The 26,798-nt window shown below is 62.2% G+C and carries 28 protein-coding genes; 7 read left to right on the top strand and 21 right to left on the bottom strand.

The genetic code is table 11. The features are described 5' to 3' along the window. Positions 1-143: 143 nt before the first annotated feature. A complete protein-coding gene (locus AC1DQ3_RS00140; protein WP_477118147.1) occupies positions 144-1,445 on the top strand; it encodes a UDP-N-acetylglucosamine 1-carboxyvinyltransferase in 1,302 nt (433 codons plus the stop codon). A gap of 47 nt (positions 1,446-1,492) precedes the next feature. Here the strand turns inward: AC1DQ3_RS00140 and AC1DQ3_RS00135 are convergent, their stop codons facing one another. Beyond that, entirely contained in the window at positions 1,493-2,197 is a 705-nt protein-coding gene (locus tag AC1DQ3_RS00135) for a Crp/Fnr family transcriptional regulator (protein ID WP_477118146.1), read from the bottom strand. A 207-nt stretch (positions 2,198-2,404) separates the two neighbouring features. Here AC1DQ3_RS00135 and AC1DQ3_RS00130 point away from each other — a divergent pair, with 207 nt between their 5' ends. Both AC1DQ3_RS00130 and AC1DQ3_RS00125 read left to right on the top strand, forming a co-directional pair. Next, on the top strand, positions 2,405-3,124 hold the full coding sequence (locus AC1DQ3_RS00130; RefSeq protein WP_477118145.1) for a Coq4 family protein: 720 nt from the start codon (positions 2,405-2,407) through the stop codon (positions 3,122-3,124). 125 nt (positions 3,125-3,249) lie between these two features. Beyond that, the gene (locus tag AC1DQ3_RS00125) at positions 3,250-3,645 is read left to right on the top strand and encodes a nuclear transport factor 2 family protein (protein WP_477118481.1); all 396 of its coding nucleotides are present in this window, start codon (positions 3,250-3,252) and stop codon (positions 3,643-3,645) included. Positions 3,646-3,771: 126 nt separating this feature from the next. On the opposite strand, the gene AC1DQ3_RS00120 is transcribed toward AC1DQ3_RS00125, so the two are convergent. From AC1DQ3_RS00120 to AC1DQ3_RS00100, 5 genes are all read right to left on the bottom strand, one after another. Next, positions 3,772-4,815, bottom strand: coding sequence for a rod shape-determining protein (locus AC1DQ3_RS00120; protein ID WP_477118144.1), 1,044 nt, complete (start codon positions 4,813-4,815; stop codon positions 3,772-3,774). A 226-nt stretch (positions 4,816-5,041) separates the two neighbouring features. Further along, positions 5,042-5,443, bottom strand: coding sequence for a cupin domain-containing protein (locus AC1DQ3_RS00115; RefSeq protein WP_477118143.1), 402 nt, complete (start codon positions 5,441-5,443; stop codon positions 5,042-5,044). A 112-nt stretch (positions 5,444-5,555) separates the two neighbouring features. Continuing rightward, entirely contained in the window at positions 5,556-5,843 is a 288-nt protein-coding gene (locus tag AC1DQ3_RS00110; protein ID WP_477118142.1) for a hydroxyquinol 1,2-dioxygenase, read from the bottom strand. 471 nt (positions 5,844-6,314) lie between these two features. Beyond that, the gene (locus AC1DQ3_RS00105; RefSeq protein ID WP_477118141.1) at positions 6,315-6,677 is read right to left on the bottom strand and encodes a type II toxin-antitoxin system PemK/MazF family toxin; all 363 of its coding nucleotides are present in this window, start codon (positions 6,675-6,677) and stop codon (positions 6,315-6,317) included. Continuing rightward, positions 6,677-6,928 carry an AbrB/MazE/SpoVT family DNA-binding domain-containing protein gene (locus AC1DQ3_RS00100; RefSeq protein ID WP_477118140.1) on the bottom strand — a complete coding sequence of 84 codons (252 nt, stop codon included), beginning with the start codon at positions 6,926-6,928 and terminating at the stop codon, positions 6,677-6,679. Before AC1DQ3_RS00100 ends, AC1DQ3_RS00105 begins: the two co-directional genes overlap by 1 nt. Positions 6,929-7,207: 279 nt before the next feature. Between AC1DQ3_RS00100 and AC1DQ3_RS00095 the strand changes: the two genes are divergently transcribed. Further along, complete coding sequence (locus tag AC1DQ3_RS00095; RefSeq protein WP_477118480.1) at positions 7,208-7,456, top strand: hypothetical protein; 249 nt, start codon at positions 7,208-7,210, stop codon at positions 7,454-7,456. 180 nt (positions 7,457-7,636) lie between these two features. Here the strand turns inward: AC1DQ3_RS00095 and AC1DQ3_RS00090 are convergent, their stop codons facing one another. The 6 genes from AC1DQ3_RS00090 to AC1DQ3_RS00065 form a co-directional block, all read right to left on the bottom strand. Continuing rightward, positions 7,637-8,221, bottom strand: a complete 585-nt coding sequence (locus tag AC1DQ3_RS00090; RefSeq protein WP_477118139.1) for an acyloxyacyl hydrolase — start codon at positions 8,219-8,221, stop codon at positions 7,637-7,639. A 241-nt stretch (positions 8,222-8,462) separates the two neighbouring features. Further along, positions 8,463-8,930, bottom strand: a complete 468-nt coding sequence (locus AC1DQ3_RS00085) for an MEKHLA domain-containing protein (protein ID WP_477118138.1) — start codon at positions 8,928-8,930, stop codon at positions 8,463-8,465. Positions 8,931-9,107: 177 nt separating this feature from the next. Then, positions 9,108-9,854, bottom strand: coding sequence for a ZIP family metal transporter (locus AC1DQ3_RS00080; protein WP_477118137.1), 747 nt, complete (start codon positions 9,852-9,854; stop codon positions 9,108-9,110). A 116-nt stretch (positions 9,855-9,970) separates the two neighbouring features. Next, entirely contained in the window at positions 9,971-12,145 is a 2,175-nt protein-coding gene (locus AC1DQ3_RS00075; protein ID WP_477118136.1) for a TonB-dependent receptor, read from the bottom strand. A gap of 60 nt (positions 12,146-12,205) precedes the next feature. Continuing rightward, positions 12,206-12,547, bottom strand: coding sequence for a hypothetical protein (locus AC1DQ3_RS00070; protein WP_477118135.1), 342 nt, complete (start codon positions 12,545-12,547; stop codon positions 12,206-12,208). Between the two features lie 367 nt (positions 12,548-12,914). Then, positions 12,915-13,235, bottom strand: coding sequence for a hypothetical protein (locus tag AC1DQ3_RS00065; protein ID WP_477118134.1), 321 nt, complete (start codon positions 13,233-13,235; stop codon positions 12,915-12,917). 89 nt (positions 13,236-13,324) lie between these two features. Between AC1DQ3_RS00065 and AC1DQ3_RS00060 the strand changes: the two genes are divergently transcribed. After that, entirely contained in the window at positions 13,325-13,672 is a 348-nt protein-coding gene (locus AC1DQ3_RS00060) for a hypothetical protein (protein WP_477118133.1), read from the top strand. A gap of 252 nt (positions 13,673-13,924) precedes the next feature. Here AC1DQ3_RS00060 and AC1DQ3_RS00055 read toward each other — a convergent pair whose 3' ends face one another. Both AC1DQ3_RS00055 and AC1DQ3_RS00050 read right to left on the bottom strand, forming a co-directional pair. Then, positions 13,925-16,657: a UPF0182 family membrane protein gene (locus AC1DQ3_RS00055; protein ID WP_477118132.1), complete on the bottom strand. Its 2,733-nt coding sequence runs from the start codon at positions 16,655-16,657 to the stop codon at positions 13,925-13,927. 626 nt (positions 16,658-17,283) lie between these two features. Beyond that, positions 17,284-18,615 (bottom strand): aminotransferase-like domain-containing protein, encoded by a 1,332-nt coding sequence (locus AC1DQ3_RS00050; protein WP_477118131.1) that lies wholly within the window; start codon positions 18,613-18,615, stop codon positions 17,284-17,286. A 91-nt stretch (positions 18,616-18,706) separates the two neighbouring features. On the opposite strand from AC1DQ3_RS00050, the gene AC1DQ3_RS00045 reads away from it, so the two are divergent. Further along, positions 18,707-19,303, top strand: a complete 597-nt coding sequence (locus tag AC1DQ3_RS00045) for a DJ-1/PfpI family protein (protein WP_477118130.1) — start codon at positions 18,707-18,709, stop codon at positions 19,301-19,303. 345 nt (positions 19,304-19,648) lie between these two features. Then, complete coding sequence (locus AC1DQ3_RS00040; protein ID WP_477118129.1) at positions 19,649-20,425, top strand: enoyl-CoA hydratase; 777 nt, start codon at positions 19,649-19,651, stop codon at positions 20,423-20,425. Between the two features lie 33 nt (positions 20,426-20,458). On the opposite strand, the gene AC1DQ3_RS00035 is transcribed toward AC1DQ3_RS00040, so the two are convergent. The 7 genes from AC1DQ3_RS00035 to AC1DQ3_RS00005 all read right to left on the bottom strand — a co-directional run. Further along, positions 20,459-20,893, bottom strand: coding sequence for a MarR family winged helix-turn-helix transcriptional regulator (locus AC1DQ3_RS00035; RefSeq protein ID WP_477118128.1), 435 nt, complete (start codon positions 20,891-20,893; stop codon positions 20,459-20,461). Between the two features lie 168 nt (positions 20,894-21,061). Next, positions 21,062-21,481, bottom strand: coding sequence for a RidA family protein (locus AC1DQ3_RS00030; protein WP_477118127.1), 420 nt, complete (start codon positions 21,479-21,481; stop codon positions 21,062-21,064). Between the two features lie 86 nt (positions 21,482-21,567). After that, positions 21,568-22,332, bottom strand: a complete 765-nt coding sequence (locus AC1DQ3_RS00025) for a hypothetical protein (protein ID WP_477118126.1) — start codon at positions 22,330-22,332, stop codon at positions 21,568-21,570. A gap of 89 nt (positions 22,333-22,421) precedes the next feature. Further along, positions 22,422-23,702 (bottom strand): anaerobic sulfatase maturase, encoded by a 1,281-nt coding sequence (locus AC1DQ3_RS00020; RefSeq protein WP_477118125.1) that lies wholly within the window; start codon positions 23,700-23,702, stop codon positions 22,422-22,424. Between the two features lie 75 nt (positions 23,703-23,777). Further along, complete coding sequence (locus AC1DQ3_RS00015; protein WP_477118124.1) at positions 23,778-25,412, bottom strand: arylsulfatase; 1,635 nt, start codon at positions 25,410-25,412, stop codon at positions 23,778-23,780. 821 nt (positions 25,413-26,233) lie between these two features. After that, positions 26,234-26,497 (bottom strand): hypothetical protein, encoded by a 264-nt coding sequence (locus AC1DQ3_RS00010; protein WP_477118123.1) that lies wholly within the window; start codon positions 26,495-26,497, stop codon positions 26,234-26,236. Between the two features lie 61 nt (positions 26,498-26,558). Then, on the bottom strand, positions 26,559-26,798 hold a 240-nt coding region (locus tag AC1DQ3_RS00005; RefSeq protein ID WP_477118122.1), incomplete at its 5' end, for a hypothetical protein.

Below are 26,798 nucleotides of genomic sequence, written 5' to 3'. Positions count from 1 at the left end.
CCGACGATAGTTGCCTCTCGCGACCCGTCTCCGCGCCATTCGCATAGCAAGTACAATGCTGGGCTTCGGCCCGGACTGCCCGGGTCCGCCCCGCTTTCTTCGGTATTCTCGCCATCCCCGCCATCCCCGCTATTCCAGATCCCATGTCCAATCTCATCGTGCACGGCGGCAAGCCACTCCGTGGCCGCATCACTCCCTCGGCCAACAAGAATGCAGTGCTGCCCGTGCTGTGCGCCACGCTGCTCACCGATGAGCCGTTGCGCCTGCATGGCGTGCCTGATATCACCGACGTGCGCAAGATCCTCGACATCTTCCGCGCCCTGGGCAGCAAGGTGCATATGGACCACGCAACCGGCACGCTGGAACTGCACCATTGCGAAACCGTCTTCGACGCCGCTCGCCACCGCCTGCCCGAGGAGATGCGCTCGTCCATCATGCTCGTGCCGCCGCTGCTGGCCCGCTTCGGCGTCGCCCGGCTGGAGGACAACGTCAAGGGCTGTACGCTTGGCGTGCGCGAGATCGATCCGCACGTCGACGTCTTCCGCCGCTTCGGCGGCGAGGTGGAGCGCGTCGAGGGCTCCCTGCTCGTGCGCAGTGCCGCCCAGCTCAAGCCGACGGACCACTGGCTGGATTACGCATCGGTCACCACCACGGAGAATTTCGTGCTGTGCGCGGCTGCCGCGGGCGGTACCTCCACGCTCACCAATGCGGCATCGGAGCCGCATGTGCAGGAGTTCTGCCGCTTCATGGCGATGATCGGCGCGCGCATCGAAGGGATCGGCACCTCGCGCCTGACGGTGCACGGCGGCAACACCCTGCGTGGCGGGGAGTTCACCTTCGACGAGGATTTCCACGAGATCACGACCTTCCTGGCGCTGGGCGCCATCACCGGCGGGGATGTGGTCGTGCGCAACAGCGCGCCGGGGAATTTCCCGCTGATCGACCGCACCTTCGCCAAGTTCGGCGTGCAGATCACGCATGAGGATGGCTGGTCCCGCGCTACCTGCGCCGGCCCGCTGAAAGTGCAGACGCCTTTCACCAGCAACGTGCTCACCAAGGTCGAGGCGGCGCCGTGGCCGTACTTCCCGGTGGACCTGCTGCCGATCTTTATCGCGCTGGGCGTGCGCGCGCAGGGCAACGCCATGTTCTGGAACAAGGTGTACGACGGCGCGCTGGGCTGGACCGGCGAGCTCTCGAAGTTCGGTGCCCATGTGTTTTCGTCCGACCCGCACCGCCTGATCACCTTCGGCGGCAATCCGCTGACGCCGGCGGTGGTGGAAAGCCCGTACATCATCCGGGTCGCCATCGCCCTGTTCATGGTGGCCGCCAGCATCGACGGCCGCTCCGAGATCCGCAACGCGGCGCCGATTCGACGGGCCCATCCGCGCTTTGTCGAGAACCTGCGCAGCCTTGGCGTGCAGGTGGAGTGGACGAGCGAGGAGTAAAGGCCGGGACGCAAGCTCAGGCGGGAAGGCTCAGTCGACCGCGCACGCTAGCCGGCGTTCGCGAATGCCCGCAACTGCCCGATATCCAGGATCTCGATTGAGCCTCGCGTGCGGCGCAATACGCCCTGCTGTTCAAGATCCCTGAGAATCTGGTTCACCGTCTGCCGGGAGACGGAAAGCATCAACCCGAGCTGCTCCTGCTGCACGTTGATGACCCGTTTGCTGCGGCCATGCCGTTCGCCGTAGCCGCCGGCTATGGCCAGGAGCCGCTGGGCCAGCCGGACCGGCGCCGGCAGCAATGCCGATGCTTCGATGGCGGTGAGCGTCAGCCTCAGCTTCTGCGTCAGCAGGAGCCCGAATGCTCGCCAGTGCGACGGGTTCTGCTCAAGGAAGCGAAGCAGGTCAGGCTGATGCAGGTGCAACAGGAGCACATCGCTTTGCACCCATGCATCGTGGGTGCGCGGCAAGCCATCGAACAGGGAAATCTCCCCGAACCACTGCGGCGCCTCGGCAAAGGCGAGCAAGGCCTCCTTGCCCTGTTCGGAGGTACTTGTCATCCTGATCGCGCCATCGACTACGAAGTAGAGTCCGTCGGGCGCATCGCCACGGCGAAAGAGCGGCTCGCCGGCGGTCAGGGACTTGACCCGTGCATGCTCCGCGATCCATCCCTGAAGCTCGGTGTCGAGGCCCGCAAACCACGCGCTGGATTTCAGGGCCGTCAGGCGGTCTTCGGCGGTAAATGGCTTCGACACAGCGTCAATCTTGGCTTTATGTCAGGAAGACGACATTGTATTCGGCCATTGCCGGCAAAGATGTTGTCTTGACGTCAAGAATCACTAGATGAAAACCCCTGGACGCGAGGGGTTGGCACGTGGAACACAACGAAAACACAACGCCGGAAGCGGGCGGCATCGCCGCATTGCCGTACTGGCAGACACTTCACCAACAGGAACGAGGCAATGGCCATCCAGACCGCCCCCGATCTCTTCAAGCGTGATTTACCCGCGGCATTTCGCGCGATCCGCAAGCTGCTCGCGAACGGCGACGACACGACGCAGGTGTTTCTCATCATGCGGGCGCTCAACGGGCCGGCCGCGGCGAAGAATTTTGACCGGCTCATGAAGACGCCGCAGGGGCGCAAGCTAGCCTATCGGCGCGTCGAGCTTGCCGAGCGGTTCTCCGATCCGGCGTTCATTGAGCGCTTTGCGCCGGGTACCCTTGGCGCGGCCTACCGCGCGTTTCTCCAGGAAACGGGATACAGTGCCGCCGGCCTCGCCGAAGTTTCAAACATCAACCGCGAGCCGCTGATCGAGAGTCCCTATGCCTGGAGCGCCAGGCGAACCCGCGACGTGCACGACATCTGGCATGTACTGACCGGCTACAAGGCGGACGAGAACCTGGGCGAGGCAGCGCTGGTGGCGTTCAGCTACGCGCAGACCGGTGGTCTTGGCTGGGCGTTCATCGCGGCCGCCGCCGCGTTGAAGAGCCTGCGCCTGACTGGCAGCACCGCCTATGCGCGTGCCGTGATCGAGGGGTATCGCAACGGACGCAAGGCGAAATGGCTGCTGGGCGAGGATTACGAGGTGCTCTTGCACGAGCCGCTCGACGCGGCGCGCGCACGGCTCGGCATCGCCGAACCCGTTGCCTACCTGGGCTGTCCCGGGAAGCAATGGGCCTGATCCGCGCTGGCTTCGCAGGTCATCGGCGTCTCTATTGTTGTATGCAAAAGTAGAATACAATTTGCCGGGCGATGAAGATCGTGGCGCGGGCACCCGCCCAAGCTGATCATGGTTCGGAGGAGAATATGACTTTTTGTGAAGCAGGCCTGACGTCACCCCATGTAGCGGCACTCGAGCCAATCGAGAACTATCTGAAAGCCCATATCACCGGCAAGGCCGAATATATGCGCATGGCGTTTCATCCGGACGCCAGGATCGTTTCATTTCGCGACGGCGTGCTTCATTCCTTGAGCGTCGATGCATTTTCCGCGCGCTTCCAAGGCCAGCCCGCAGCCGATGAAGCCCAGCGCAAACGCTACATCACGCACTTCGACGTTACCGGCAATGCCGGCAGCGCCAAGGTCGTTCTGCAATATCCGGAAGTGACGTTCACGGATTACATGACGCTATTGGAAATCGATGGCGTATGGAAGATTTCCAACAAGACATTCAGCGCAGCGCCGCCAGTCGTTTCCAAATGACAGGCTGCATCCGGTGAGATCAATGGCATCCCCTTGATCGCAACGGATGGGCGCCGCGACATCCTCGAAACGTGCCGCTCGCGGGTGCGATTCGATAAGGCCAGGAGCGATGTCTCGCCTTACCGGTTACTGGTAGGCGAAGATGGAACTGAGTTTTTCCATCCGCTCCAGCGCAATGCCCGAGCCGCGGGCGACGCAGGTCAGCGGGTCCTCGGCCACCAGTACAGGCAGGCCGGTTTCTTCTGCCAGCAACCGGTCCATGTCGCCCAGCAGCGCGCCGCCTCCGGTCAGGACCATGCCGCGTTCCGCGATATCGGCACCCAGTTCGGGAGGAGTCTGCTCCAGCGCAATCTTCACGGCCGAGACGATCTGGTTGAGCGGATCGGTCAGTGCTTCGAGAATTTCGTTCGACGACACTGTGAAGGACCGCGGAATCCCTTCGGCGAGGTTTCGGCCTCTGATTTCCATCTCGCGCACCCCTGTGCCCGGAAAGGCAGAGCCGATTTCCTTCTTGACGGCCTCGGCGGTCTGTTCGCCGATCATCATGCCGTAGTTGCGGCGAATGTAGTTGACGATGGCTTCGTCGAACTTGTCGCCGCCCACGCGGACGGAACCCTTGTAGACCATGCCACCCAGCGAGATGACGCCCACCTCGGTGGTGCCGCCACCGATGTCCACCACCATTGAACCTGAAGGCTCTGACACGGGTAGGCCGGCGCCAAGAGCGGCTGCGATGGGCTCCTCGATCAAGAAGACCTGGCTGGCGCCAGCACCCAGCGCGGACTCCCGGATGGCGCGACGCTCAACCTGCGTCGATCCGCACGGCACGCAGATGATGATCCGCGGGCTCGGGCGCATGAACCTGCTTTCATGAACCATCTTGAGGAACTGCTTGAGCATCTGCTCGGTGACGGCGAAGTCGGCGATCACGCCATCCTTCAACGGGCGGGTTGCCTTGACATTGCTCGGCACCTTGCCGAGCATCTGCTTGGCGTCTCTCCCCACTGCAAGAATCCCCCTCTTTGCATTCGGGCCGCCTTCCTGGCGGATCGCCACCACCGATGGCTCATTCAGCACAATGCCCTTGTCGCGCATGTAAATCAGGGTGTTCGCGGTGCCAAGGTCGATGGCCAGATCGTTGGAAAAGTACTTACGCAGAGAGCCCAACATCAGTAATCCTAGTTTTCCGATAGGGCGCGATGATAGTCGAGAAATCTCGGTGCGCCGTCGGGAAACTTGACTAAATTTTGATGACACGTACGTGTTGCGCCGCCGATGGATGTGCGATCCGAGCAACGTATCGCAGACATTCGCGCCTGGCCGCAAAGGAGAACGAGCGCTGCCGTTCGACACGGTTCGCTGTGGTCCTCCGCATCAACGTTACGTCGGGGCTTGCTCACTTGACCGGCACGACAAGCGGCTTCCCTTTTCCGACGACATACGTCGCGAGCTCCGACGCCTTGCCGCTGCCGACGTTTTTCGCAGAGTGGGCCGTTCCGGCCGGGATGAACAAGGCCTCGCCGGATCCGAGCGTAATCGGCGCCTTGCCCTCGAGCTGATACTCCAGCGAGCCTTCGAGGACATAGGCGATCTCTTCACCCGGATGAGCGTGCCTGGCGGCGACCGCTCCCTGGTCGAAGTCGACGCGCACCTGGACGACCTCGCGTCCGGGCACGCCGAGATCGTGCTGCAGGAGATCGGTGCGCTGGATTCCCGGTTGTTGTGCCTGCGCCGCGTGCAGCGCCAATCCGCTTCCGGCGATAAGCAGTGCAGCGGCGATGATTCGAGTCGTTTTCATATGGAAATCCTTTCAGGCATTGATTCAGGCATTGACTATGTGAAAGTGAACCCAGCCCCATCCGGCAATGGCGCGCACGAGGCGGTTCTTGATCGTTCAGCGATGCGGGGCGTCAGACGTAGGCCCCGTCAAGATAGGGATCGACCTTGCGTGCCGGGTCTGCCGACACGCCAGTACGGTCCATGCCGGCCAAGGTGTGGGCGCCGTCGTAGTAAGGGCTAAGCGGTTCCTGCACCGAGCGCGCACCGTCGGTGAACGGATCGGGCGCAGCGGTTACCGAACGGGCACCGTCAGTGAACGGGTCGCGAGCGCCCACGTGCGACAGTCCGGCGGCCTGCGCACCGGCGGCGGCAATCAGAGCGACGGCGAATACAAAACGCTTGGCGAAGTTGGTAGTCATGATCGGTATCCTTGAAGTTTAAGTTAGGCTTTGCGTGGCCAGGGCTCGCATCGTTACTGCTCGCCGCCGGCCTACGGAAGTCATTAAAGGACACCGATGTATCCCGTCCGTAGTGCGTGAAGGCCCCTTCTGTCAGGGCATGTATTTCACTGGCAGGCGGATACAGACGGCTACAAAAACGCTGCGGGAACGCGCCAGGAGGTGGTGCGGGAGAGACTTCGGGAACAAGGCGCGGGGGATTTCTTTACAGGTTTGGGGGCAAACCGGCCACACCGGCAGCGGTGCACGCCGAAGCAGATCCCGTCCTGCCGGGCGGCGCTTAGATCATCTCCAGCGCACCGTCAGGTGGGGAGTTTCCATCGGGGCGCTACTTCGTAGGTCCCAAGCCATTCCCCTCGAGTACGAGCTTGTAGCGGTAGTCCTGTGCCATCTCGTTCCCCAGGAACATCGCTTCGTCCATCTTCTCTTTTCCTAATCGCAGATGGCGATGATCTGATTCAGTTGCTCGCACGCGGCGGAGAACACGTCGGTCGGCACTTGCTTCCACGGGTGCGCCTTCGCCCCGCGAGCACGCCAGTCAAACGACTTTGGCTGGTATGCGAGTACGAAGCTCGTGACGTTCTTCGGTCCGTGGAACTTGATCGCAAATGGGTTGGTGTCGTTGAATTCAGCGGTCGTCATCGGGAGACCGATCACAATGCTGGTCCTCTCGTTGAATGCCTTCGGCGACAAGACCAGCATGGGGTGCAGATCCTTCATCTCGCGGCCCACCTGGGGGTTGCAGTCGATCCAGATGATGTCGCGGCGATCAGGCACCCACAAAGTTCCCGCCATCAGAACACCTCTGCACCGATGCGGCCGGTGGCCATTGCCTCACCGCCGTACTTGGCCGGGTCAAACAGAGCCAGCTTCTCGGCCAGCGTCAGTTTGCGCGGGCCAACGGGTTTCACGGTCACGCCAACCTCATCGGAAGTGACCTGAACCTCCTGCCCTGCCTCGAAATGTGCAGCCCTGGCTACGGCCGCAGGGATGCGGACTGCCAGGCTATTGCCCCACTGTTGGATCGTGAGGGTCGCTGTTGCCATGATACAAACCTCCTGAAAGCGTTGAAACAAGTCTATACGACGCAATGCAGGGTTTCAACGTGTCTATACGTCGCAACGCGCATTCGGCGCCGCGCGAGGTGCGTTCCTGGCGTCTGGCGTCGTTCGGATGTCCGGTCCCGTGCAAGGTTAAAATGCACGCATGCAACAATGCGTCCCCGCGCAAGGCATGCACTCGGTTTTCCGATGGCGGAGCGGCAAAAGGAATGCCGCCGCGCACCGGCCGACTGCCTGTCATGCACACCAATCTGAAGTTGGATGATGAAGATCAGAACCTGGATCATAGCGTTCGTGCTGGCCGCCCTCAGCGCGCTGGCGCATGCGAGCCTGGCTACGGATGCCCATGCGTTCAAGAACGATGTCAAGACGGCAGGGAAGAAGACCGGACATGCTGTGCGCGATGCCGCACACGCAGTTGGCGGCGGTGCGAAGACGGCCGGCCATGCCGTTGCGGATGCCACAAAGCACGGCTATCACGCGACGAAAAAATTCGTGACCGGGCACGAATAGAGGTTCGCCCCGACTTCGTGAACGCGTATGCCGGAGGGTCGACTATGTCGATCATGCAACTGGCCTCGATCGGCGCCGTCGACTCTCCACATCCTCTTCGAGATGGAGGACGGTAGCCGCATCGCCTTCTTCGGATGCCCCAAACGACCCCGTCAATTCATGCGCCGTAAGCAGTCCTGGTCAAAACTGCGCCGAGTACTGCAGGAGGAGGAAGTTGATGCCGGGGTTGGGCCGCTTGATTCGGCCATTGGAGTAATGCTGCACGCGGAGCGCGACTTCGGAGCTGACGACATCTTCAAAGCGATAGCCGATGCCGAGGCGCTCGCCGAATTGGAATGCGGAAGAGAAGACGTCCGCATCCGAGATACGCGTGCGCGAAAGCAGGTGGGCGCCGATGCCAAAGTCCGCGAAGATTCCCGTGCGGCCGACACCCTGCAGGCGAAAGACGGGCGTCAAGCCGATGTCACCCATCGCGCCGCTGCTGCCGCCATGCGGATCCCAGACGCCGGCGGAGGCCTCCAGTCCCATGCGCAGTCTGACCGACCGAGTCGCGGAGGACCAGAGATCCTGCCTCAGGTCCCAGCGGGCCTCAATGCGGGCGAGGGAGGATTCAGGGGCCGCACCCAGGGAGACGCCAACGCGAGCGGGCTCGAACCAGCCTGCTTCGGAGATGGGCAGCTCCGCCTGGGCGACGGTGCCGACGCAGTAGATGAAGAGGACGCTGGCAAAACGAGAGACGCGCATGGCGAGGTCCTCTTGGAACATGAGCGGTTTCGGCCAACGATCCGCGCTGTGAGGGAGTTATCCTGCTCAGTCAGTTCGGCAGTTTCGTGGATGAAACAGCCTTGCCAATCGACGTTGATCAGGATCGTCGGCGGACCGGCAGGCACCTCTAGTGTATCTGCGGTTCAGGTCGAGCGTTCTTCTCAACGAAACAAAAGGTGGAAAGCGTTCACGATGGCGTCGAGGTGAGCAAGCGCAGAACGGAACAACCCGGCATGCGAGATCAGACGTCGCGCGTGCGCGGGATGGCCACGGCCTGGCCGTGCAGTTTGCCGTCTGCGCCGAGAAGTTGCCACAGTGTGGCTTCCTCAATCATGAAACGCTGGCCTGATCTGGTAATACGCACGCCCTTGTAGCCGGTTTCGTAGCCGAGCCCTTGCGCGCGCGCGAGGAACTGTTGCCGCTCCTCGCGATTCGGAGCCTCGGCCGAGAGCCGCGACGGCAACCGGATGATTTCATCCCAGCTATATTCGAAGCGGCGCTGCGCGGCCTTGTTGCCATAGATAAAGACCGGGTCGGGGTCGGTGTTGTGCGCGAGCACCGCGAACGGGGCGCACTCATAGAGCCACTCGGTGGCCTCGACCACGGACATGGGCTGCGGCACCAACGGTTGACCGAGCAACCGGGCGTAGCTGTCGGCGAGGAGCTGGTAGAAGATTGGATCGCTGTACAGTGGGATCGAGAGAGACATCGGAACGGAACTCGCGGGAGTCTGGGTAAGATCGAAGCGTGCAGGATAGCAAATCCGTTGCGGTCGCATCGAAAGCCCTGCTTGCGAAGTCCAGTACATTTTCTTTACGAGATAGAGCGCGCTTGTCCGCTCGCCGTGATGCAGCACATTAGATACTGCGCAAGCTGGAGCTGGTTGCTAACCCGTCAAATGCGCAGTCAGGTATATGAAGGTCGCGCCCAATGCCGTGAGACCAATCAGGCCGACAGCGGTCGCCGGGCGCGCACGTGAATGCGCCTCGGGAAGGACGTCCGAGACACCGATATAAAGAAGGAAACCCCCGAAGCATCCCAGGTAGAGGTTCAGCATGGACGAAGGCGCGCGAAAGAGGATCGTCGAGAGTGCCCCTGCGACCGGCGCCACGGCATCGCAGAGCAGCATCGCCATGGAACGGCTGTTCGTATTGCGATTGACCAGCATCAGGCTTACCGTGTTCAGGCCGTCGCAGAAGTCGTGCGTGACCACCGCAATGGCCACCGCCAGCCCGACCGATGCCGAGGCCTGGAATGCCAGGCCGATCCCGACGCCATCCATGAGGCTGTGGCCAATCAGGGCAAGGGACGAGAGCATGCCTAACCGAGGATGATGATGAGCGGCATAGTCGGCCTCGTGCACATGGTGGACGAGTACGAACTTCTCGATGCAGTGGAACAGCAGGAAGCCGACGACCAGTCCAATCATTGCGTCGCGCCCATCGGAGCCCTGCTGCTGCGCTTGCGCGAATATCTCCGGCAGGATGTCGAAGGCGACGACGCCCAGCAAGACACCCGCCGTGAAGCTGAGCACCAGGTGCAATCGATCCCGGAACCTGAACGCACACAAGCCGCCAGCGAATGTCGAGAGCAGCGCTACGCAGGCAGCGGCAATGGCGTTCATGGAGAGCATGACAATTTCCTGGGTTCCTTGCCGCTGCGCACTTCCCGCACTTCCCGCACTTCCCGCACTTCGCCGATGGCGGCGTTCTCCGGCGAAACAACCCGCGCCGAGGCGCCGCCGTCGATTCAGAACGGCTTGGTCAGCGCCACATAGTAGCTGCGGCGAGGCGCGTACTGCGGCGCGCCCACGCCGATACCGGTGCCATCGCGCAGCTGGTAGGAACGATCGAACAGGTTGATCACCGTAAATCGCACCTTGAACTTGCCGACGATCGGCGCATCGAACGTGTGCGCCACGCCAGTGTTGACCTGGAAATAGGCTGGCAGGTGGGTGGTATTGGCAAAGCCGTTGCGCAAGCCGCTGCCGAACAGGGCATCGGCGGTGAACAACGTGCCGCGCCACGTGTAGGACGTGCCGAACGAGCCGGCCACCGTCTGGTCGTGGTCGAGGTGTACCCAGTTGCTGGCGATAAAGGCCAGTTCATCCGGGCCGAAATGGAACTGGCCGGTCTCGACACCCTTGGCGATGGCGCGCGAGACGCCCAGATTAGCATAGGCGGCAAAACTCCCCTGCCGGTAGTTGGCCGTGCCTTCCAACCCGTAGATCTTGCCGTCGTCATAGTTGAACGAGGAGAAGATCAGCGCATTGCCGAACTGCCCTTCGTCCTGCAGATGGCGCACCTTGCGGTAGTAGGCATCCAGCCCCAGCGTCAGGTTGCGCGTGGCCTGGTGGGAGACACCGATGTCGAAATAGTCCGACCGTTCCGAACGCACCGCGGTATTGGCATCGGACGGCAAGGCGTTGGTGGTGCCCTGGAACAGGGCTACCGACGTGGTATCGATCTTCTCCGTCGCCGGGGGCGTGAAATAGCGCGCATAGCCGGCATGGAGGCGGGTGACGTTGGTGAGATCGTAGGTCAGGCCCAAGCGCGGGCTCAACTGCTGCTCGCTGACCACGGTATTGACGTGGTCGTAGCGTGCGCCGTAGTTGACCGTCAGCTTGTCGGTGGCCTTCCATTCGTCCTGCAGGTAAATGCCTAACGTCGTGCCCGTGTTACTGGTGTTGTCCACGATGGTGAATGGCACCCCGCTGGTCTGGTTGCCATCGGCATCGGCAGGCAGCACGCTGGAGGTATTGTTGACGGAGAACCGCTCGCGCTGCACGAAGAGGCCGGAGCGCAGTGTATGGCTCGCGTTGAGCACGTAACTGCCATCGGCCTGCACGCCATAGGCTTCGTTCTTGCGGGTGAGATTGGCGGCGACCCCGTTATAGGCCAGATCGCCGATCGGGTCCGGCATATAGTCGACGCGGCTGGTGCGGTGGAAGAGCGACACCTGGAAATCGAGCGCGGACGACACCTTGTTCTGGTAGGACAGGATCTGGAAGTCGGTCTTCTCGCGCTGGCTGGCATTGAGCTGGTCGGAGGGCGGCGTGACCACGCCGTCGATCGAGAAGGTCGGCGACAGCCCCGGCCGGTTCGGAATCTGGAAGCGGTTGTCCGCGCTGCCGAACATGAAGCTCACCCGGCTGTCCGGATTGATCAGGTAGGACAGCATGCCGAAGGCCTTGCCCTGGTCCGTGTGATCATGGATGGCGTTGCGGCTGGAGGTGGGGTTCTCGATCCCGAGATTGCTCTCGTTGAAGGAGCCGCTCAGGAAGTAGCTGAACGGGCCCTTGGCGCCCTGCAGATAACCATTGGCCTCGTGATCGGCATGGCTGCCGAACACCGTGCCGATCTCGCCGCCGATGGCCTTGGGCGTGCCTTCTTCATCGGTGGCCGCGCCCTTGGTCCGGATGTCGACGATGCCCGCCGTGCGATAGCCGTACTGCGCCGGCAGCGCGCCGGTCAGCAGCTTGATTTCGTCGGCGAATCGCGTGTCCAGCATCTGACCGAAGCCGCTGATCGGCTCCGGAATGATGACGCCGTTGATGCGGTACTGCAGGTTGGCGTGATCGCCGCGCACGTGCAACTGGCCAAAGGAATCCTGCACCACGCCAGGGGCCTGGAGCAGGACCTGGTTCAACGGGGTGTTCTCCCCCAGTGGCAGCGCGTTGATGTCCTCGCTGTCGAAGCGATAGACCGAACTGCCGGTTTCCGGCGACAGGGCATTGCGCGCCTCGTCGAGGCGCTTGGCGGTGACTACGACGGCATTCAGTGCCTTGTCGCTGGCTGGCGCCTGCTGGGCCCGGTCGGAAGGTGCGGGGGACGTTGCGCCGGCTGGCGACGACTGTGCGTGGACGGACACGGCGAGCGCCGACGCGGCGCCGGCCGCGATGGCGCGAAGCGGGAATCTGGACATGGCAATGCCTCTGACGGTGTGGGAGTGTCGCGCACGGCCTCATGGCCCTGCGCAAGCGAGCTAGGTGAACAATCCGCCGGACAGAGGGGGGCCACGGCTGCAAGGCCGTGGCGAGAATATGGGTGCGATGTGCCGCTCGGCGAGCAGCGGGTAATGCCAGCGCCTGGTACAGGCGACCAGCAGCCAGAAGGCCAGCGAAGGCATCGCCACCGCGGCAGCGGCAAAAGCCAGGCATTGCAGGCAGACATCGTGGCCCGGCCCGCACTGTTCAGTGTCGGCGGGTGCCGCGCACGGGTTGCCCTGCAGGTGCGCATGGATATGCGACAACGCGTGAACGGCGCTGCAGGCCTGCCCGAGGAGGAGGAACAGGCAGAGCAGGAGGGCTAGTGAGCGTCGCCACATTGGGATGGCCGCGGGGGTGAGGGCCGGCGCTCAAGAGGCGCCAAACAGTTTTTCGCAACAGGGTTGCAAGTTTGCCATCTAACACCGGGCTTCGCAATGTCCGGTACCGAACGGAGCACTTTTGTGCTTCCGGCGATACCTGCGGGGCATTCGCAGGCGCCGGTGAGGGCGAATGCCGGTCATTCGCGGATGGATGGTGGATGACAGGCCATCGGCGAACGCAATGCCGGGCAAGCGCAGAGCCACCACGCGGTTGCCTGCTTGCACACGGTAACGCCAACTTCTAGGATTCAATAAGCAGGTTGCCGGACGGACATCTTTCCTGTCCCGGCGTCCGCGCAACCGCATCCTCCGGGTTCCGGACTTGCTAACCCATCAAGGAGCTAGCGCCATGGCTGACTGCCCTCTGCAACACGCCACCAATCACACGCACCAGCACGGGCCGAATTGTGGACATGTCGCCGTGCGTCATGAGGGGCATGTCGACTATCTCCATGACGGGCACCTTCACAACCTGCACGGCGATCACATAGATGAACACGTGATTTCGATAAGCGACACCAATCCTGACCGGTGCACGCCCACACATCATTGCGGCGTCCATGATCCGGACCACAAGCACGGCCCCGGCTGTGGCCATGAGGCCGTACCGCACGGCGATCACGTTGATTATCTGGTTGGCAATCATCTGCATCACCCCCATGGGGATCATTGTGATGACCACGGTCCATTGATGTCCGCCTGACACCGCAGCACGCAAGCAAGCCGAGCACCATCATGACGATGAGACACGCCGGGCACCTGCTCCTGGCTCTGGCATTGACGGCACCAGCACTGGCTTTCTGTCCCGGCGGTGCCGGCGCCGCTGTCACCCATGCCTCCCCAGCAGGCGACGTCGATGCCATGCACATCATCCAGACCAATCTTCAGCGCATGACGCCTGCACCATGGACTGCCGACCGCGTCCAGCAGGAAATGCCGCGGAACCAGGCAATGTCGGTGGCGCGCACTGGCAGCAGGGCAAGGAACCGTTTTCGTTCACAGGACGAACGGGAGAGCCACGCCGGTATCACACCAGGGAATCGGAATGCGACGGATCGCACCGATGCTGCCGACAGGGCGTGATCTGCAAGCCTCGGCCTTCGCCATGGCGCGCCCTTGGGGACGACGCGGCAGCGCTTCAGGCGTGCCTGGCACGGGATCGCTGCATAGACCGCTTTGCCAGCGACGGCTGCCAAACCGAACACTTCATCGTGAACGCCTCGCGGCGTGCCGGGCAGCTTTCGGTTTCACTGATGGCGCACCATGTCCATGGCGGCTGTCCCACCGGCACCGTGCGTTATCACGAGGCATTCGACGCCACGGAATGATCGCGCGTCATTTCTGCTCATCGGAATGCCCGCCGCCGATTGCCTCGAGCAGCGGCCGGAGCGCGTCGAGTTCCGCGCCAAAGCCGCTCCAGTCGCCCGCCTTCAGGCGCTCGATGGCGCGGTTATAGTGGGCGAGTGCCTCGCGGGCACGGCTGTCCGCCGCGCCGCGAGGTGGCGCCGCCACCGGGGCCGTTTCCTTGAAGAGCGCCGCCAGGGCCGCGCCCAAGGTTTCCGCCATCACCACATGGTCGCCGTAGGCGGCGATCACCCGTTTCAATTCGGGCAATTGGCCGGTTTCCGCGCGCAGGTAGAGCGGGGAGACGTAGAGAATCGAGTTGTCGATCGGCACGACCTGGAGATGGCCGCGGATGACGCGCGAACCCATCTGGTTCCACAGTGAGATCTGCTGGGATATCTCGGTATTTTGCTGGATGCGCGCCTCGATCTGGAAAGGCCCATAGACCAGCTTCTCCTTGGGAAACGCATAGACGACGAGTTTGCCGTAGTTGGGCGGATCGCAACGCGCCGCCATCCACGCAATCATGTTCTCGCGCTGGCTGGGCACCATCGGCAGCATGAGCACGAATTCGGCGCGCGACTGCGCGGGGAGCCGCACGATCATATAGTAGGGCGTCATTGGCGTGCCGGCGGGCCGGGTACCCTCGTCAATGTCGGCCAGTTTGCGCGGGAACTGCCAGAGATCCTCGCGGTTGTAGAAGACCTCCGGCGTTTCCATATGGTATGCGCGGTAGACCTGCGCCTGGATCAGGAACAGGTCCTCGGGGTAGCGGATATGCTGCTGCAGGTCCTGCGGCATCGCGTCCAGCGGCTTGAACAGCCCCGGAAAAATGCGTTGGTAGGTCCGCACGATGGGATCGGCGGGATCGCTGATATAGAAGTCGGCAGTCCCGTTGTACGCATCGATCACGACCTTGACCGCGTTGCGAATGTAATTGTCGCCGTCGCTGGTACCCGGCTGGGAGTAGGGGAACCAACCGCTGGTGGTGTAGGCATCCTGAATCCAGAAAAGCCGCCCGCCGCTCACGACGATGTAGGGGTCGCGGTCGAGGCTGAGGAACGGTACGATCGCGCGCACCCGGTCCCGAATATTGCGATGGAGCAGGATCCGGCTTGCGGGCGTGATGTAGCTGGTCACCAGGATGTTGGGATCGTCGAATTGCCAGGCGAAGAGCGCCTGCAGCGCCAGGCTGCCGATGGCAATGCCGTCGCGCCCGCGGTAGGCCGAATAGACGTTCTCATCGCCTTTGGGGTAATCGAATTCGGCTGCGCTGCCGTTGACGATCGCATAGCCCCTGCCGCCTTCGCCAAAGTACAGGCGCGGCTCATGGATGGCCGGGCCACCGTCGGAGACGGGCGGAATATCCTTCAGGTAAAGGGAGGGCAGGCCTTCCGTCGACTTCTCCGTGACCGGCGACATCACGACGCCATTGCCGTGGGTGAACAGCAGATGCAGGTTCACCCAGGTCTGGGCATTGGCAGGAAGCAGCGACGGCTCCAGTTCCCGCGCCGAGAGCATCACCTGCTGGTAACGCCCGTCGAAGTGGTAGCGGTCGATATCCGTGGCGAGGAATTTGTAATAGGTCCTGATTTCCTGCAACTGTGCGTAGGTATCCCGCAACGGCTGCAGATCCCACAGGCGGATGTTGTCGATGGTCGGGCGGTTGGCCTGCAGCGCGGCGAGATCCAGGTTCTGCTCGGCCGGAAACGGCTTCACCGCTATCCGCGCCAGCCCATAGGCCTCCCGCGTCAGCGCAATATTGTGCGCGATATAGGGCGACTCCAGCTGCAGTTCGTTCGGCTTGACATAGAAGCGCTGGAACAGCGCCGGGTAGATCAGCACGAGCACGAATGCGCTGCCGAACACGATCAGCGCCGAGGCGGCGGGAATGCGATAGCCCCGCTGCCGCATATTGGCCCATGAAGCGGCCGCGGCAGCGGTCGCCAGGCCGATCAGTGGCCACAGGACCGGCAGCCCGACATGGACATCGGTATAGCTGGCGCCCACCACCACGCCGTTGTCCCCGTAGAGCAGCAGGAAGCGGTCGAGCCAGTAGGACCAGGCCTGCAGCAGGAAGAACACGCCCAGCAGCGCCGAACCATGGGTGGCGGCCGCACGCGAAAGCCCGCGTGGTGTGCGCATGCATGCGATGTCGCCGCGCATCCCGTACACCACGGCGGCGGCCGCCGCGCAGCAGCAGAGCAGCAGTAGCAGCCAGTTCCTGAGCGCGAGATAGGCGGGCAGCGAGAAGAGGTAGAAGCCGATGTCCTTGCCAAAGATGGGATCGGTATTGCCGAAGGGCACCTGGTTGAAGTAGCGCAGCGCGATTTCCCAGTCCGGGACTTCGCCGGCGGCGATGAGCACGCCCAGCAGGATGGCGGCACCGGCGATGGCAGCGCGCCACGGGATGTGCGGCGCGACTTCGCCGACCAGCTCGCTCAAGACTTCCGCCTTCCAGGAGCCAGGGCGGCTCGCATAGCGGTGCGCCAGCGATCCCGACAGCCCGATCGCGACCGCCGAGACAGTGAAGACGGTGACGAACAGAAGTACCTTGGCGAACAGGATCGTCCAGAAAACGTCGACGTAGCCGATGGAGGAAAACCACAGCCAGTCAACCAGCACGCCGGTGATGCGGCCGACGACGATCAGACCGAGAAGGCCGAGCGCAACCCTGGCGGCGATACGCCTCAGGCGCGTGCGCGAGATCGTTGGCGAGCGCATCGATCATGCTCCTTTGCCGGACCGCTATCCGTGGCCTGCAGATGCCTGCAGCAAAGCAATGATCCAATTCGAATCGGCCCGATAATCAATTGTAGGTGGGGAATCAGCAGGCGGCACGCTCACCGGCATGCCAGGGCGCGTCGGACACGGCATGCGGCCAGATACGGGAAGCGGCACGACGGCAGAGGCGAGATGCACGGCCTGCGATTCATGCGCCGAGTTTTATGACATGTTGATGCCTGGCCAATACCTTTCTACGCCATTTACACGGGCGAGTTCTTATTCTGGTGGCTTGGCAATTCGGTGATGCCGCTGATTCCGCCGATTCCCGCGTCTCGAATCGCTCCACAGGTCAATGGCCGAAAAACGCCATGCCCGTATTTCCCTTGTCCAATCTGGTGAGCAAAACGATGCCGCACAGCCGCAATGCATCACGCACAAGCCACCCGTATCACGGTGGTGGGTACTACCTGAAACTTGCCGGATGCCTGCTCGCAATCGGTTTGTTGTACGCCTTGCCATTGTGAAGCCGGCGTGAAACCTGTGCGGCGCCAAGCGCTCGGCGCGCAGCGCCAGAATCTGGTCGGGGGATCCTGCCTGTCGGATCGCGCCGCCGCATCCGTGGGTCAGTAGGTCTGATCGGCAACAACACGGGCCACCGTTTCCAGGGACCGCTTCAATGTGGACAGGCTGATGGAGCCGAGTGCCAACCGGATGGCATGAGGCACATGCGCTGACGTCGCGAACGGATGGGCCGTCGACACGGAAATGTGCTCGCGCATCAACGCCATCGCGATCGCGTCTGCCCGAACCTCCTGTTCCAGAGGAAGCCAGACGAAGTACGACGCGGGATGGCTGATCCGATTCAGCCCGCCCAGGACTTCCGTGGCAAGGCCCTGGCGCAGCGTGGCATCCCGCCGTTTGTCGGCTTCAAGCCTGGCCACGGTGCCGTCCTTGATCCAGCCGCAAGCGATAGCCGTCATGGTTGCCGGGGTGTTCCAGGTCGTTGTCCGGATGGCCCGTTCGAGCTTGGGAACCCATTCGCGCGGGGCACAGACGAAGCCGACCCGCAGCCCGGTGGCGACACTCTTCGACAAGCTCGACACATAGACCGTCGTCTCCGGAGCAAGCGATGCCAACGGAGGCGGAGCATCGTCAGCCAGGAACGCGTAGGCGGCGTCCTCGATGAGGATCAGTCCATGTTGCCGGGCAATGTTGACAAGCTCCCGACGTCGACTTGCGCTCATCACCCAGCCGAGCGGATTATGGAGCGTCGGCATCGCGTACACGGCGCGGACTCGCCGTCGCCTGCACAGCGCCGCCAATGCGTCCAGATCCGGGCCGTGTCCAGCGGCGGGAATTGGGGCGAGTTCCAGCCGATTGGCCTCCGCGGCGAGCTTGAATCCCGGGTACGTCAGCGCATCCACGGCCACCACGTCCCCGGGCTCGAGCAAGGCCATGGCAGTTGTCGTCAGCCCGTGCTGCGCACCGCTGACGAGCAATACGGTTTCAGCCGATGCAGCCAGTCCTCGGCCGGTCAGATGGCGCGCCACGGTCGCCCGCTCGTGCTCGCGCCCGCCGTGGGGCTGGTACCGAAGCAGGGCCTCCAGGTCGCCCGCGGCGGCGAGCTGGCGCAGCGCTGCCCGGAGAAGGTCTGCCTGATCCGGCATCGAGGGATAGTTGAAGTTCAGGTCCACCGTGTCAGCGCTCCATGCATGCAGATCGATGCCTTGACCGCGCGGGAGCGCCTCCTTGACGAACGTGCCGCGACCGGCTTCACCGCTCACCAACCCCATCGCTTGCAGCTCCGCGTAGACGCGCGTGGCCGTCACCAGCGCCAGTCCTTCGCGTGCCGCGAGATCGCGGTGCGTTGGCAGTTGCGTCCCGGGACGCAGCCGTCCCGCACGGATATCTGCCGCGAGACGGTCGACCAGTTGCTTGTAGCGGGGCTGAGGCATGCCTGAACGTATCCATGACAATTATTTGAATGTATTGATTATCGGGTCTACGATGGCGCAATACAACCTCTCCACTCGCACGAGGCCCCCCATGCACATCGCCATCCTGACCTTCGAAGGTTTCAACGAACTCGACTCGCTGATCGCATTCAACATCCTCAACCGGGTCAAGCGGCCCGGCTGGCGGGTGTCGATTGCCAGTCCGGCGGACAAGTTGCGTTCGATGAACGGTGTGGTGATTGAGGCGCAAGCGTCGCTAAAGGACGCATGCGACGCGGACGCTGTGCTGGTGGGTAGCGGGATACGGACGCGGGACGTCGTCGCCGATGCCGCGTTGATGTCGCAACTGAGGTTCGACCCTGAGCGCCAGTTGCTGGGCGCGCAGTGCTCGGGAACGCTCATACTTGCCAAGCTGGGCCTGCTGGCCGACGTTCCGGCCTGCACGGACCTGACCACCAAGCCGTGGGTCGAGGAGGCAGGAGTGGCTGTGCTCAATCAGCCGTTCGTGGCCAAGGGAAACGTCGCGACCGCCGGTGGGTGCCTGGCGTCGCAGTATCTGGCGGCCTGGTTCATCGCACGTCTGGAAGGCGTCGAGGCTGCGCGTAGCGCGATTCACCATGTGGCGCCAGTGGGGGAGAAGGACGCCTATGTGACGCGCGCGATGGCGAACATTGCGCCGTTCCTCTAAGGCGCACTGCGTCTCGCGCTGCAAAAACGGATCGCATGGTCCTCGAGCGATAGCAAGGTGCAGATTCCACGATATAGAGGAAATCAGATGAAACTGTCTGACAACTCGATTCCAAAGGCGTGAAGACTCACCCGGCGCGGTCTTCAACAAACGCTCTACGGCATCGAAAGACTCTCCTGTCGCCCTGTCCGTCTGGATGTCACCGGATATCCCGATGCGCACGACGCTCCCGACGCACTGACTCGGCCCGGCGGTTTACTTCGCATGCGAATTACCTGTATACTTCGCATGCGAACTAACCCGTGATGCCTGCACGGCATCACGCAACCCATCTGGAGACCCACCATGACCTCGGAAATTCGTGTTGACCTCACCGGCGGCATTCAGACCATTACGCTTGCCCGGACGGACAAGAAGAATGCGTTGACGAACGAGATGTATGGCACACTCGCCGACACTATCGAGCAGGCACAGCAGGACCGCAATATCCGGGTATTGCTGCTGCAGGGGGACGGGGACATTTATACGGCGGGCAATGACGTGGGCGAATTCGCAGCGATAGCGGCGGGAAACGGCCCCAGCGAACGCAACGTGCACCGCTTCTTGCGCGCCCTTGCCAACTCGACCGTACCGATTGTCGCCGCGGTCAACGGCAAGGCCGTGGGCGTCGGCACCACCATGCTGCTGCATTGCGATTACGTCGTGCTCGCGCAGGACGCGCAACTGATCACGCCGTTCGTGAACCTTGCCCTTGTTCCCGAGGCGGCTTCAAGTTACCTGCTGCCCCTGCGCATCGGGCACGTCAGGGCCTTCGAGATGTTCGCGCTGGGCGAGCCGCTTGACGCGCAAACCGCCGTTGCATGGGGCATCGCGAACAAAGTTTGCGCCAATGACCAACTGCGGGCGGAGGCGCGCCTGATGGCCGAAAAGATTGCCACCAAGCCCGCCGGCTCGCTTAGCGCAATGAAAAAGCTCATGCGCGACGCGGAGAAACTGATTTCGCAGATGGACAGCGAAAGCGCCAGGTTCGAGGAGCGGCTGGCCAGTGCCGAAGCCAAGGAAGCATTCTCGGCCTTCGCCGAAAAGCGCAAACCGGACTTCACCAAGGTCGCCCCGCAGTAAGTCGAGTGCCTCGCTGTCCGGCCGCTGCCCAGGTTACATCTCGTCCTCGTCGGCGGCCGGAAACTTCGTCTGCAGACTGGTCAGCCAGCGCGCTACTACGTCAATCTCCGCCGCGGTGAAACCTTCTGTCAGTCTGGCATTCGTTTCCTTCATGCCAGCCTTGGAGCGCTGGCGAGCCGAGCGTCCTGCTTCCGTCAGCCATAGGCGCGATGCACGGCGATCGGTCTCGTCCGGCCGGCGCTCGATAAGGCCCGCCCTTTCGGTCCGGTCAGCCAGACCGCTCATCCCGGGTGCGCCCAGATCCAGCGCTGCGGCAGCCTCGCTCATCAGCGCGCCATCGTTCCTGCCCAGAAAGAAAAGCAGCCCGGCCTGGGCCGCTGTCGCGCCACCGGTGGCCGTGCGCGCTTGTGACCACCGATGCAGTCGACGCTGGCCGACATTCAATAGATAGACGAGGCGATGCTCCATGTCTGTGCCGGATAAAGGATGCGATTTAGTTCACATGCGAATCTTATCACGTGCCCGGTGTCAGCATTAGCATTAGCCTGACTTTGGCCGGTCACCGCAATGAACCTCTGTCGACTCCGTCCACACACGCGGCCAGCAGCCGCCTTTCGCCCATCTCGCCAGTGCCGGTCACGCATCGCGTGTCGCGGCTACGGCTTTGATTTCGACAAGAAGCATTGGCCTGGCCCACGCCGCCACGCCGAGGATGGTCCAGGCCGGAGCATCCGCCTTGATGTAGCGATCCTTGATCTCGCGGAACGCCGCGAGCTGCTCGTTAACATCGACGTGATAGCTGACCAGCTCGACGAGATCCCCAAAGCCAAGCCCAGCCGCCTGCAGGATCGCGCCCAGCCGCTGAAATGCAAGATTGATCTGCTCCTCCACGCTGGCGGGCACGGTCCCGTCGGCGCGGATACCGATCTGGCCAGCGATGAACAGCAAGCCACCCGCCGCAACCGCCGGTGCATAGTTGAACCGCTTGAAAACCTCGGTGCTGCCGAGAACGGGATGGGGGTCCGAAAGGGCTACGGTCGTCTTGGAAGATTGCATGACGAGTACCTTGGAAAGGTGCGGATGCCGAGCGAGCTTGCCTACGAATTCCCTGGCGCGCAATGCTGTCGAGATTCTGCCCATGCCTAGAATCGGATGCCTACCCCCGCGTAGATTCCTTTCGTCTTCACGTTATAGAGAAAATCGGTTTTCTCATAATCCTGACTGAGTATTCGGTAGCCCAACTTCCCGACAAACTTCTTCGAGAATTCGTAGTTGACCCCTCCAAAGAGTTGCCACGAGTGTTTGGTCCCTCCTGCCCCGGCATCGGCATAGCCGACCAGCTTCCAGTTATCCGAAAGAACGTACGCTGCCCGTACACCCACGAAGCCGTCCGCCCAGCTCACGCTATCGCTACGGCTGGGACCGTTTGGCAACAACGGACTCTGCGAGAAAGCGAGATCGGCGTAGAGATTGGTATATCGGACGCCGACGAGCACGTCCACGGGCCAAACCGGATTGTCGAGCGCGCGGTATGCACCCGCGAGTTGAAGTATGGTCTGATCGCCGCTCAATTCCGCGGTGCCCAGTTCGCCCCCCAGAAGAGGACCGGATTTCTTGGAGAGCTTCACATAGATCGCATCGAACAGGATTCCCCAACGCTGCTTGCGGGCTTCAAAGGATCCCATCGCACCGAAGTTGAGGTTCTGCCAGACATCGGAAAAGTTCGCATCGAATTTCGCGGTTGGCGTACGGGCGCCGACACGTCCCCACCCGTCAAAGCCGGCCGCCCATAAGTACGGTGTCACCTCGAATTGCCAATCGTCCGGCGAGGGTGTTTGCGCCCACGCGAATAGCGGCGCGTCAGCCATGCACGCCGCAATCGCAAGCATTCGTCCCAAGTGTTTCATCTGAAGCGCTCCCCTCAAAACAAGTTCCGGACGCATTCACGCATTGCGTGTCGGCTTGAAAAAGCGGAAAGCCGCACACGGGGGCAGAACTATCCGCGCAATCGCGCCGCCATTTCCCTGATTCTGGGTCCGGCATGGTCGTGGAAACGTTTGATGCCGCTGCACAGGTAGTTGAGACCAGGTTCTCCCTGGGGTGTGCGCAGCAGGCGATTCTTTGGGCATTCACCCCAACAGACCGACAGGTGACGGCACTGGCGGCAGTAGGCCGGCAACGAATCGCGCTTGGCATAGCCGAACTTTTGCTGGCGAGGCGAGAACGCCATCGCGCCAAGATGTTCGCGCTGCAAATTGCCCAGCGCGTACTCCGGATAGACGTAGTGGTCGCAGGAGTACACCGTGCCGTCGTGCTCGACCGCCATTGCCTTTCCACAGAACTCGCCAGTGATGCAGATCTGCGCCGGCAGCCCCATCGATTGAGCAACCGCGGTCTCGAACAGGTTCACCAGTACAACGCCCAGATCCTTTCTGTACCACTCATCGAACGTACGGGAGAGAAAGTAGCCCCAGTCATCGGGATCAACCGACCAGTCCGTGACGACCGACTCCGCATTGCCGGGTCTTGCGCCGGCGGAACCGATCATGGGCATCGCATTTACTGGCCAGTGCTGTGGCGCGACGGTATGAAAATCCTTCGGCTCGACGCAAGGAATAAACTGCATGTAGGTCGAGCCGACCACGTCGCGCAAAAAGCGGTACACGTCGATCGGGCGCTTCGCGTTTTGCCGGTTCACGACGGTCAGCGTGTTGAACCTGACGCCGTGTTTCCTGAGCAGGCCGATGCCGCGCATCACGTCGTCGAACGTCGGGTGCCCCTTGCGATCTACCCGGTAGGCGTCGTGCAATTCCCGCGGGCCATCGATACTCACGCCCACCAGGAAGCCGTGCTGCTTGAGGAACAGACACCACGCATCGGTGAGCAGTGTCCCGTTGGTCTGGAGGTCATTCTCGATACGCCGGCCCTCAGGCTTGTACTTCTGCTGCAACGCGACGATGTCACGGAAGAAGTCGAGGCCGAGCATGGTCGGCTCGCCACCCTGCCATGAGAAGATCACGGCCTCGCCGTTCTGCGCCTCGATGTACTGCCGGATGTATCGCTCGAGCATCGAAGGCTCCATCCGGCTTCCGCGACGTTGATTGAGCAGTTGTTCCTTGTGCAGGTAATAGCAGTATGCGCAGTTGATGTTGCACGTCGATCCGATGGGCTTCGCCATCGCGTGAAAGCGGCCTTTCTTCTCCGGAGCCACTGGTTCGCTGCGCGCCGCGGGATTCCGCACGAACTGTATCGGGACGGCCTCAAATGTCTTCTGCATGTGGTCTCCACGACGCCGTAGATGGCGAAAGGCAGGCAGCCCACGTTGCGCCGCCCGCTGCCAGAATCGTCTCTGTTACTGGCCAGTGCCCTTGCTCGCCGCCTCCGCTTGCGCCATCCTTTTTCCCATCTCGGCCTTGACTGCATCAAGATTGAAGGTCGCGCCCCGCTGCATCGGCGGGTAGTCGAGGAACGTCTGGATTTCCTTGCCAATTACCTGCTGGACGAACACAAAACGCCAGAACTGGAACTTGAACCAATCGAAGTACTGCTGGCCTCCTTCCTTCGTCCCGTTGTTGGGCCAGCCCGTGCGCTCGAACGGATCGAGCCGCAGGTTGGTGATGTAAGGAACGTCCGGATGGGTCTTTTCACCCAGCCAGCCAGCAGGCTGGTCGATAAAGCGGAACTTGTAGTCGTCAATGCGCACCGCGCCGACCGTACTTTCCCCGAGGTAGAAGATTTCATGACGCACGGACGGCCCCTGGCCGGTGATGGCGGCCATTTGGTTGTAGCCATCCAGATGGTTCTTGTACGTGCGGTCACCGAATCTCTTTCCTTTCAGCAGTTCTTCGGTGACGTTCGGATTACCGGCCACCGCCGCGAAGGTCGGCAGCCAGTCCAGTCCCGAGAAAATGCCATTCTGCACCGAGTCCGCCGGCACATGGCCAGGCCAGCGCAGGAGTGCCGGCACGCGGAAGCCTCCTTCGAGGACGGTTCCCTTGGACTGTGCGAATGGTGTTTGACCACCGTCGGGCCAGGTAAAGACTTCGGTGCCGTTGTCGGTAGTGAAGAGGACAATGGTGTTGTCGTCCACGCCCATGTCCTTGAGCTTCTTCATCACCAGACCGATGTCGTCATCGAGCTGGGCCATGCCGGCCTCCTCTTCCGACCAGCCATTCTCCGAATTACGCATCGCATGATACTTCGGCGAGAGGTGCGTGACGATATGCATGCGCGTCGGATTGAGCCAGACAAAGAAGGGCTTGCCGTCCTTCTTGGCCTTGTCCATGAAGTCGATGGCTAAATCGCGAATCTCATCGTCCACCGTCTCCATGCGCTTGGGGTAGAGCGGGCCGGCATCCTCTATTTTCTGCTTGCCGATTTTGCCCCAGCGCGGTTGGTCCGTTGAATCGTTGGAGCCCGCCGCCCAGCAGTGCACCATGTTGCGCGGGCCAACCACGTTCAACAGGTTTTGCGGATAGTTGGGATGTGCCGGATCTTCCATCGCGTCCAGGTGATACAGATAACCAAAGAATTCGTCAAAGCCGTGGACACACGGCAGGAACTCATTCTTGTCCCCGAGATGGTTCTTGCCGAACTGGCCGGTTGCATAGCCCATCGACTTCAGCACAGTGGCCAGGGTCACCGCCTCGGCCGGCAGGCCGACCGAGGCGCCGGCCTGGCCGACCGTGGTCATGCCGGTACGTATCGGCAACTCGCCGGTAATGAAGTTCGCGCGACCTGCCGTGCAACTTGCCTCGGCATAGTAGTCCGTGAACAACATGCCCTCCTTGGCAATCTTGTCCAGGTTGGGGGTCCGGCCCGCCATCAAGCCGCGATGGTAGGCGCCAATGTTCCACATGCCGATGTCGTCGCCCATGATGACGACGATGTTGGGCTTGCTGCCAGTGGTTTGCGCCAGGGCTGGCACGGCAAGCGCGGGCAGCAGCGCTGTCGTGACGAGCAATGTGGAGAGGATTTTTTGTTTCACGTTTTCGCTCCTTGGTTATTTTTTCTGGACGAAGCCAAATCCCGAGGGTTCGCGAAACAGACGCAGAAGCCGTTGCCACGACAACAACATCTCAGGGCAGGTTCAACGTTCTCTGTACATTGAACTGGACGGTTTGAACCCCCCCGACAGGAGCCTGTCGCGCCTGATAAGGCACTAAGGAGCAGAGCTATATTGATGCCGGACCGCGTTTCACGGAACGGTCCGGGCAGAACACATTGCACTATTCTCGCCATCCCGAGCAACACGCGTGTCCCGTTGCATGGAGTGACGTCGCTCCGTAGATCGGCCGACAAGTGACTTTCGGTATCGAGACCTAACGCTTTCAACCCTACGGAATCAAGTGTTGTCACAGTATCCGAGGGGGTCAATTGGACTTTGGTCCTACACGGCGTGGGCAATCTCAATGACGCCTGTTGTCGCGGTTGTCAGCGGGTCTTCCTCTCCTGACGGTCGCCCCGGCCTGCTCGACGGGCGGAAGTGCTCCAGCCTTGGCAGTCGGATCGTGACGTACGCGGATGACCTTGTGATCCTGTGCAAACGCGGCAAGGCTGATGAAGCCCTGTCAGCGATGCGGGGGATCATGGGGAACTGAAGCTCACGGTCAACGAGGAGAAGACGCGAATCTGTCGGGTCCCGGAAGGCGAGTTCGACTTCCGGGGATACACGTATGGACGGATGTACCCGGCGAAGACCGGCCAGCCCCGCATGGGCATGCGGCCGTCGACATCCCGACGCTGTCCTCCACCATGCACGCAAAGATGCGCTGTGAGAGCCTCCACGAAGGGAGGCTCTCACGTTCCTCACAGGAAGGCAGCTTGCGTGCCGTTGCCGAAGTTTTGCAGGGTGGGGATCTTCAGGTTCAGATGCGAGCTGGCGTCGATCGTGTTCACGGTCGGGCCGACCTGAAATCCCGTGGTCGGGCTGGCGAAGCCGCCGCCGCCGACAACGTTCTGCGAGTTGCCGCCTACGACAGAGAAGGCGCTGCCGCCGCGCACGGCGGACATGGTCTTGCCGTCGAGTTCTTTGTCGAGGGCCAGGTCCTTGATCATGAGGGTCGATTGCATGGTGAGTCTCCTAAGGGGTTCGGTTGGGGAGCACCCTCCAGGAGGGCGCTCCGGTATCGCGTTACAGCGCGGCAACTTGCGTGCCGTTGCCGAAGTTCTGCAGGGTGGGGATCTTCAGGTTCAGATGCGAGCTGGCGTCGATCGTGTTCACGGTCGGGCCGACCTGAAAGCCCGTGGTCGGGCTGGCGAAGCCGCCGCCGCCGACAACGTTCTGCGAGTTGCCGCCGACGATGGAGAAGGCGCTGCCGCCGCGCACGGCGGACATGGTCTTGCCGTCGAGTTCTTTGTCGAGGGACAGGTC

The organism is Cupriavidus sp. 01T418 (genome assembly GCF_056398885.1).
Note: the sequence above shows the minus strand (reverse complement) of the source record. Positions and strands in the feature narration are given on the sequence as shown.

Bases quoted from the DNA above. Each gene is read 5' to 3' on its own strand.
- AC1DQ3_RS00060 (WP_477118133.1), top strand. From the start codon at position 13,325: ATGACGATGAGACACGCCGGGCACCTGCTCCTGGCTCTGGCATTGACG.
- AC1DQ3_RS00080 (WP_477118137.1), bottom strand. From the start codon at position 9,854: ATGCTCTCCATGAACGCCATTGCCGCTGCCTGCGTAGCGCTGCTCTCG.
- AC1DQ3_RS00120 (WP_477118144.1), bottom strand. From the start codon at position 4,815: ATGTTGGGCTCTCTGCGTAAGTACTTTTCCAACGATCTGGCCATCGAC.
- AC1DQ3_RS00040 (WP_477118129.1), top strand. From the start codon at position 19,649: ATGACCTCGGAAATTCGTGTTGACCTCACCGGCGGCATTCAGACCATT.
- AC1DQ3_RS00085 (WP_477118138.1), bottom strand. From the start codon at position 8,930: ATGTCTCTCTCGATCCCACTGTACAGCGATCCAATCTTCTACCAGCTC.
- AC1DQ3_RS00105 (WP_477118141.1), bottom strand. From the start codon at position 6,677: ATGGCGGGAACTTTGTGGGTGCCTGATCGCCGCGACATCATCTGGATC.
- AC1DQ3_RS00100 (WP_477118140.1), bottom strand. From the start codon at position 6,928: ATGGCAACAGCGACCCTCACGATCCAACAGTGGGGCAATAGCCTGGCA.
- AC1DQ3_RS00050 (WP_477118131.1), bottom strand. From the start codon at position 18,615: ATGCCTCAGCCCCGCTACAAGCAACTGGTCGACCGTCTCGCGGCAGAT.
- AC1DQ3_RS00075 (WP_477118136.1), bottom strand. From the start codon at position 12,145: ATGTCCAGATTCCCGCTTCGCGCCATCGCGGCCGGCGCCGCGTCGGCG.
- AC1DQ3_RS00115 (WP_477118143.1), bottom strand. From the start codon at position 5,443: ATGAAAACGACTCGAATCATCGCCGCTGCACTGCTTATCGCCGGAAGC.
- AC1DQ3_RS00010 (WP_477118123.1), bottom strand. From the start codon at position 26,497: ATGCAATCGACCCTCATGATCAAGGACCTGGCCCTCGACAAAGAACTC.
- AC1DQ3_RS00090 (WP_477118139.1), bottom strand. From the start codon at position 8,221: ATGTTCCAAGAGGACCTCGCCATGCGCGTCTCTCGTTTTGCCAGCGTC.
- AC1DQ3_RS00035 (WP_477118128.1), bottom strand. From the start codon at position 20,893: ATGGAGCATCGCCTCGTCTATCTATTGAATGTCGGCCAGCGTCGACTG.
- AC1DQ3_RS00140 (WP_477118147.1), top strand. From the start codon at position 144: ATGTCCAATCTCATCGTGCACGGCGGCAAGCCACTCCGTGGCCGCATC.
- AC1DQ3_RS00130 (WP_477118145.1), top strand. From the start codon at position 2,405: ATGGCCATCCAGACCGCCCCCGATCTCTTCAAGCGTGATTTACCCGCG.
- AC1DQ3_RS00025 (WP_477118126.1), bottom strand. From the start codon at position 22,332: ATGAAACACTTGGGACGAATGCTTGCGATTGCGGCGTGCATGGCTGAC.
- AC1DQ3_RS00030 (WP_477118127.1), bottom strand. From the start codon at position 21,481: ATGCAATCTTCCAAGACGACCGTAGCCCTTTCGGACCCCCATCCCGTT.
- AC1DQ3_RS00125 (WP_477118481.1), top strand. From the start codon at position 3,250: ATGACTTTTTGTGAAGCAGGCCTGACGTCACCCCATGTAGCGGCACTC.
- AC1DQ3_RS00110 (WP_477118142.1), bottom strand. From the start codon at position 5,843: ATGACTACCAACTTCGCCAAGCGTTTTGTATTCGCCGTCGCTCTGATT.
- AC1DQ3_RS00070 (WP_477118135.1), bottom strand. From the start codon at position 12,547: ATGTGGCGACGCTCACTAGCCCTCCTGCTCTGCCTGTTCCTCCTCCTC.
- AC1DQ3_RS00065 (WP_477118134.1), bottom strand. From the start codon at position 13,235: ATGATTGCCAACCAGATAATCAACGTGATCGCCGTGCGGTACGGCCTC.
- AC1DQ3_RS00095 (WP_477118480.1), top strand. From the start codon at position 7,208: ATGAAGATCAGAACCTGGATCATAGCGTTCGTGCTGGCCGCCCTCAGC.
- AC1DQ3_RS00055 (WP_477118132.1), bottom strand. From the start codon at position 16,657: ATGCGCTCGCCAACGATCTCGCGCACGCGCCTGAGGCGTATCGCCGCC.
- AC1DQ3_RS00020 (WP_477118125.1), bottom strand. From the start codon at position 23,702: ATGCAGAAGACATTTGAGGCCGTCCCGATACAGTTCGTGCGGAATCCC.
- AC1DQ3_RS00045 (WP_477118130.1), top strand. From the start codon at position 18,707: ATGCACATCGCCATCCTGACCTTCGAAGGTTTCAACGAACTCGACTCG.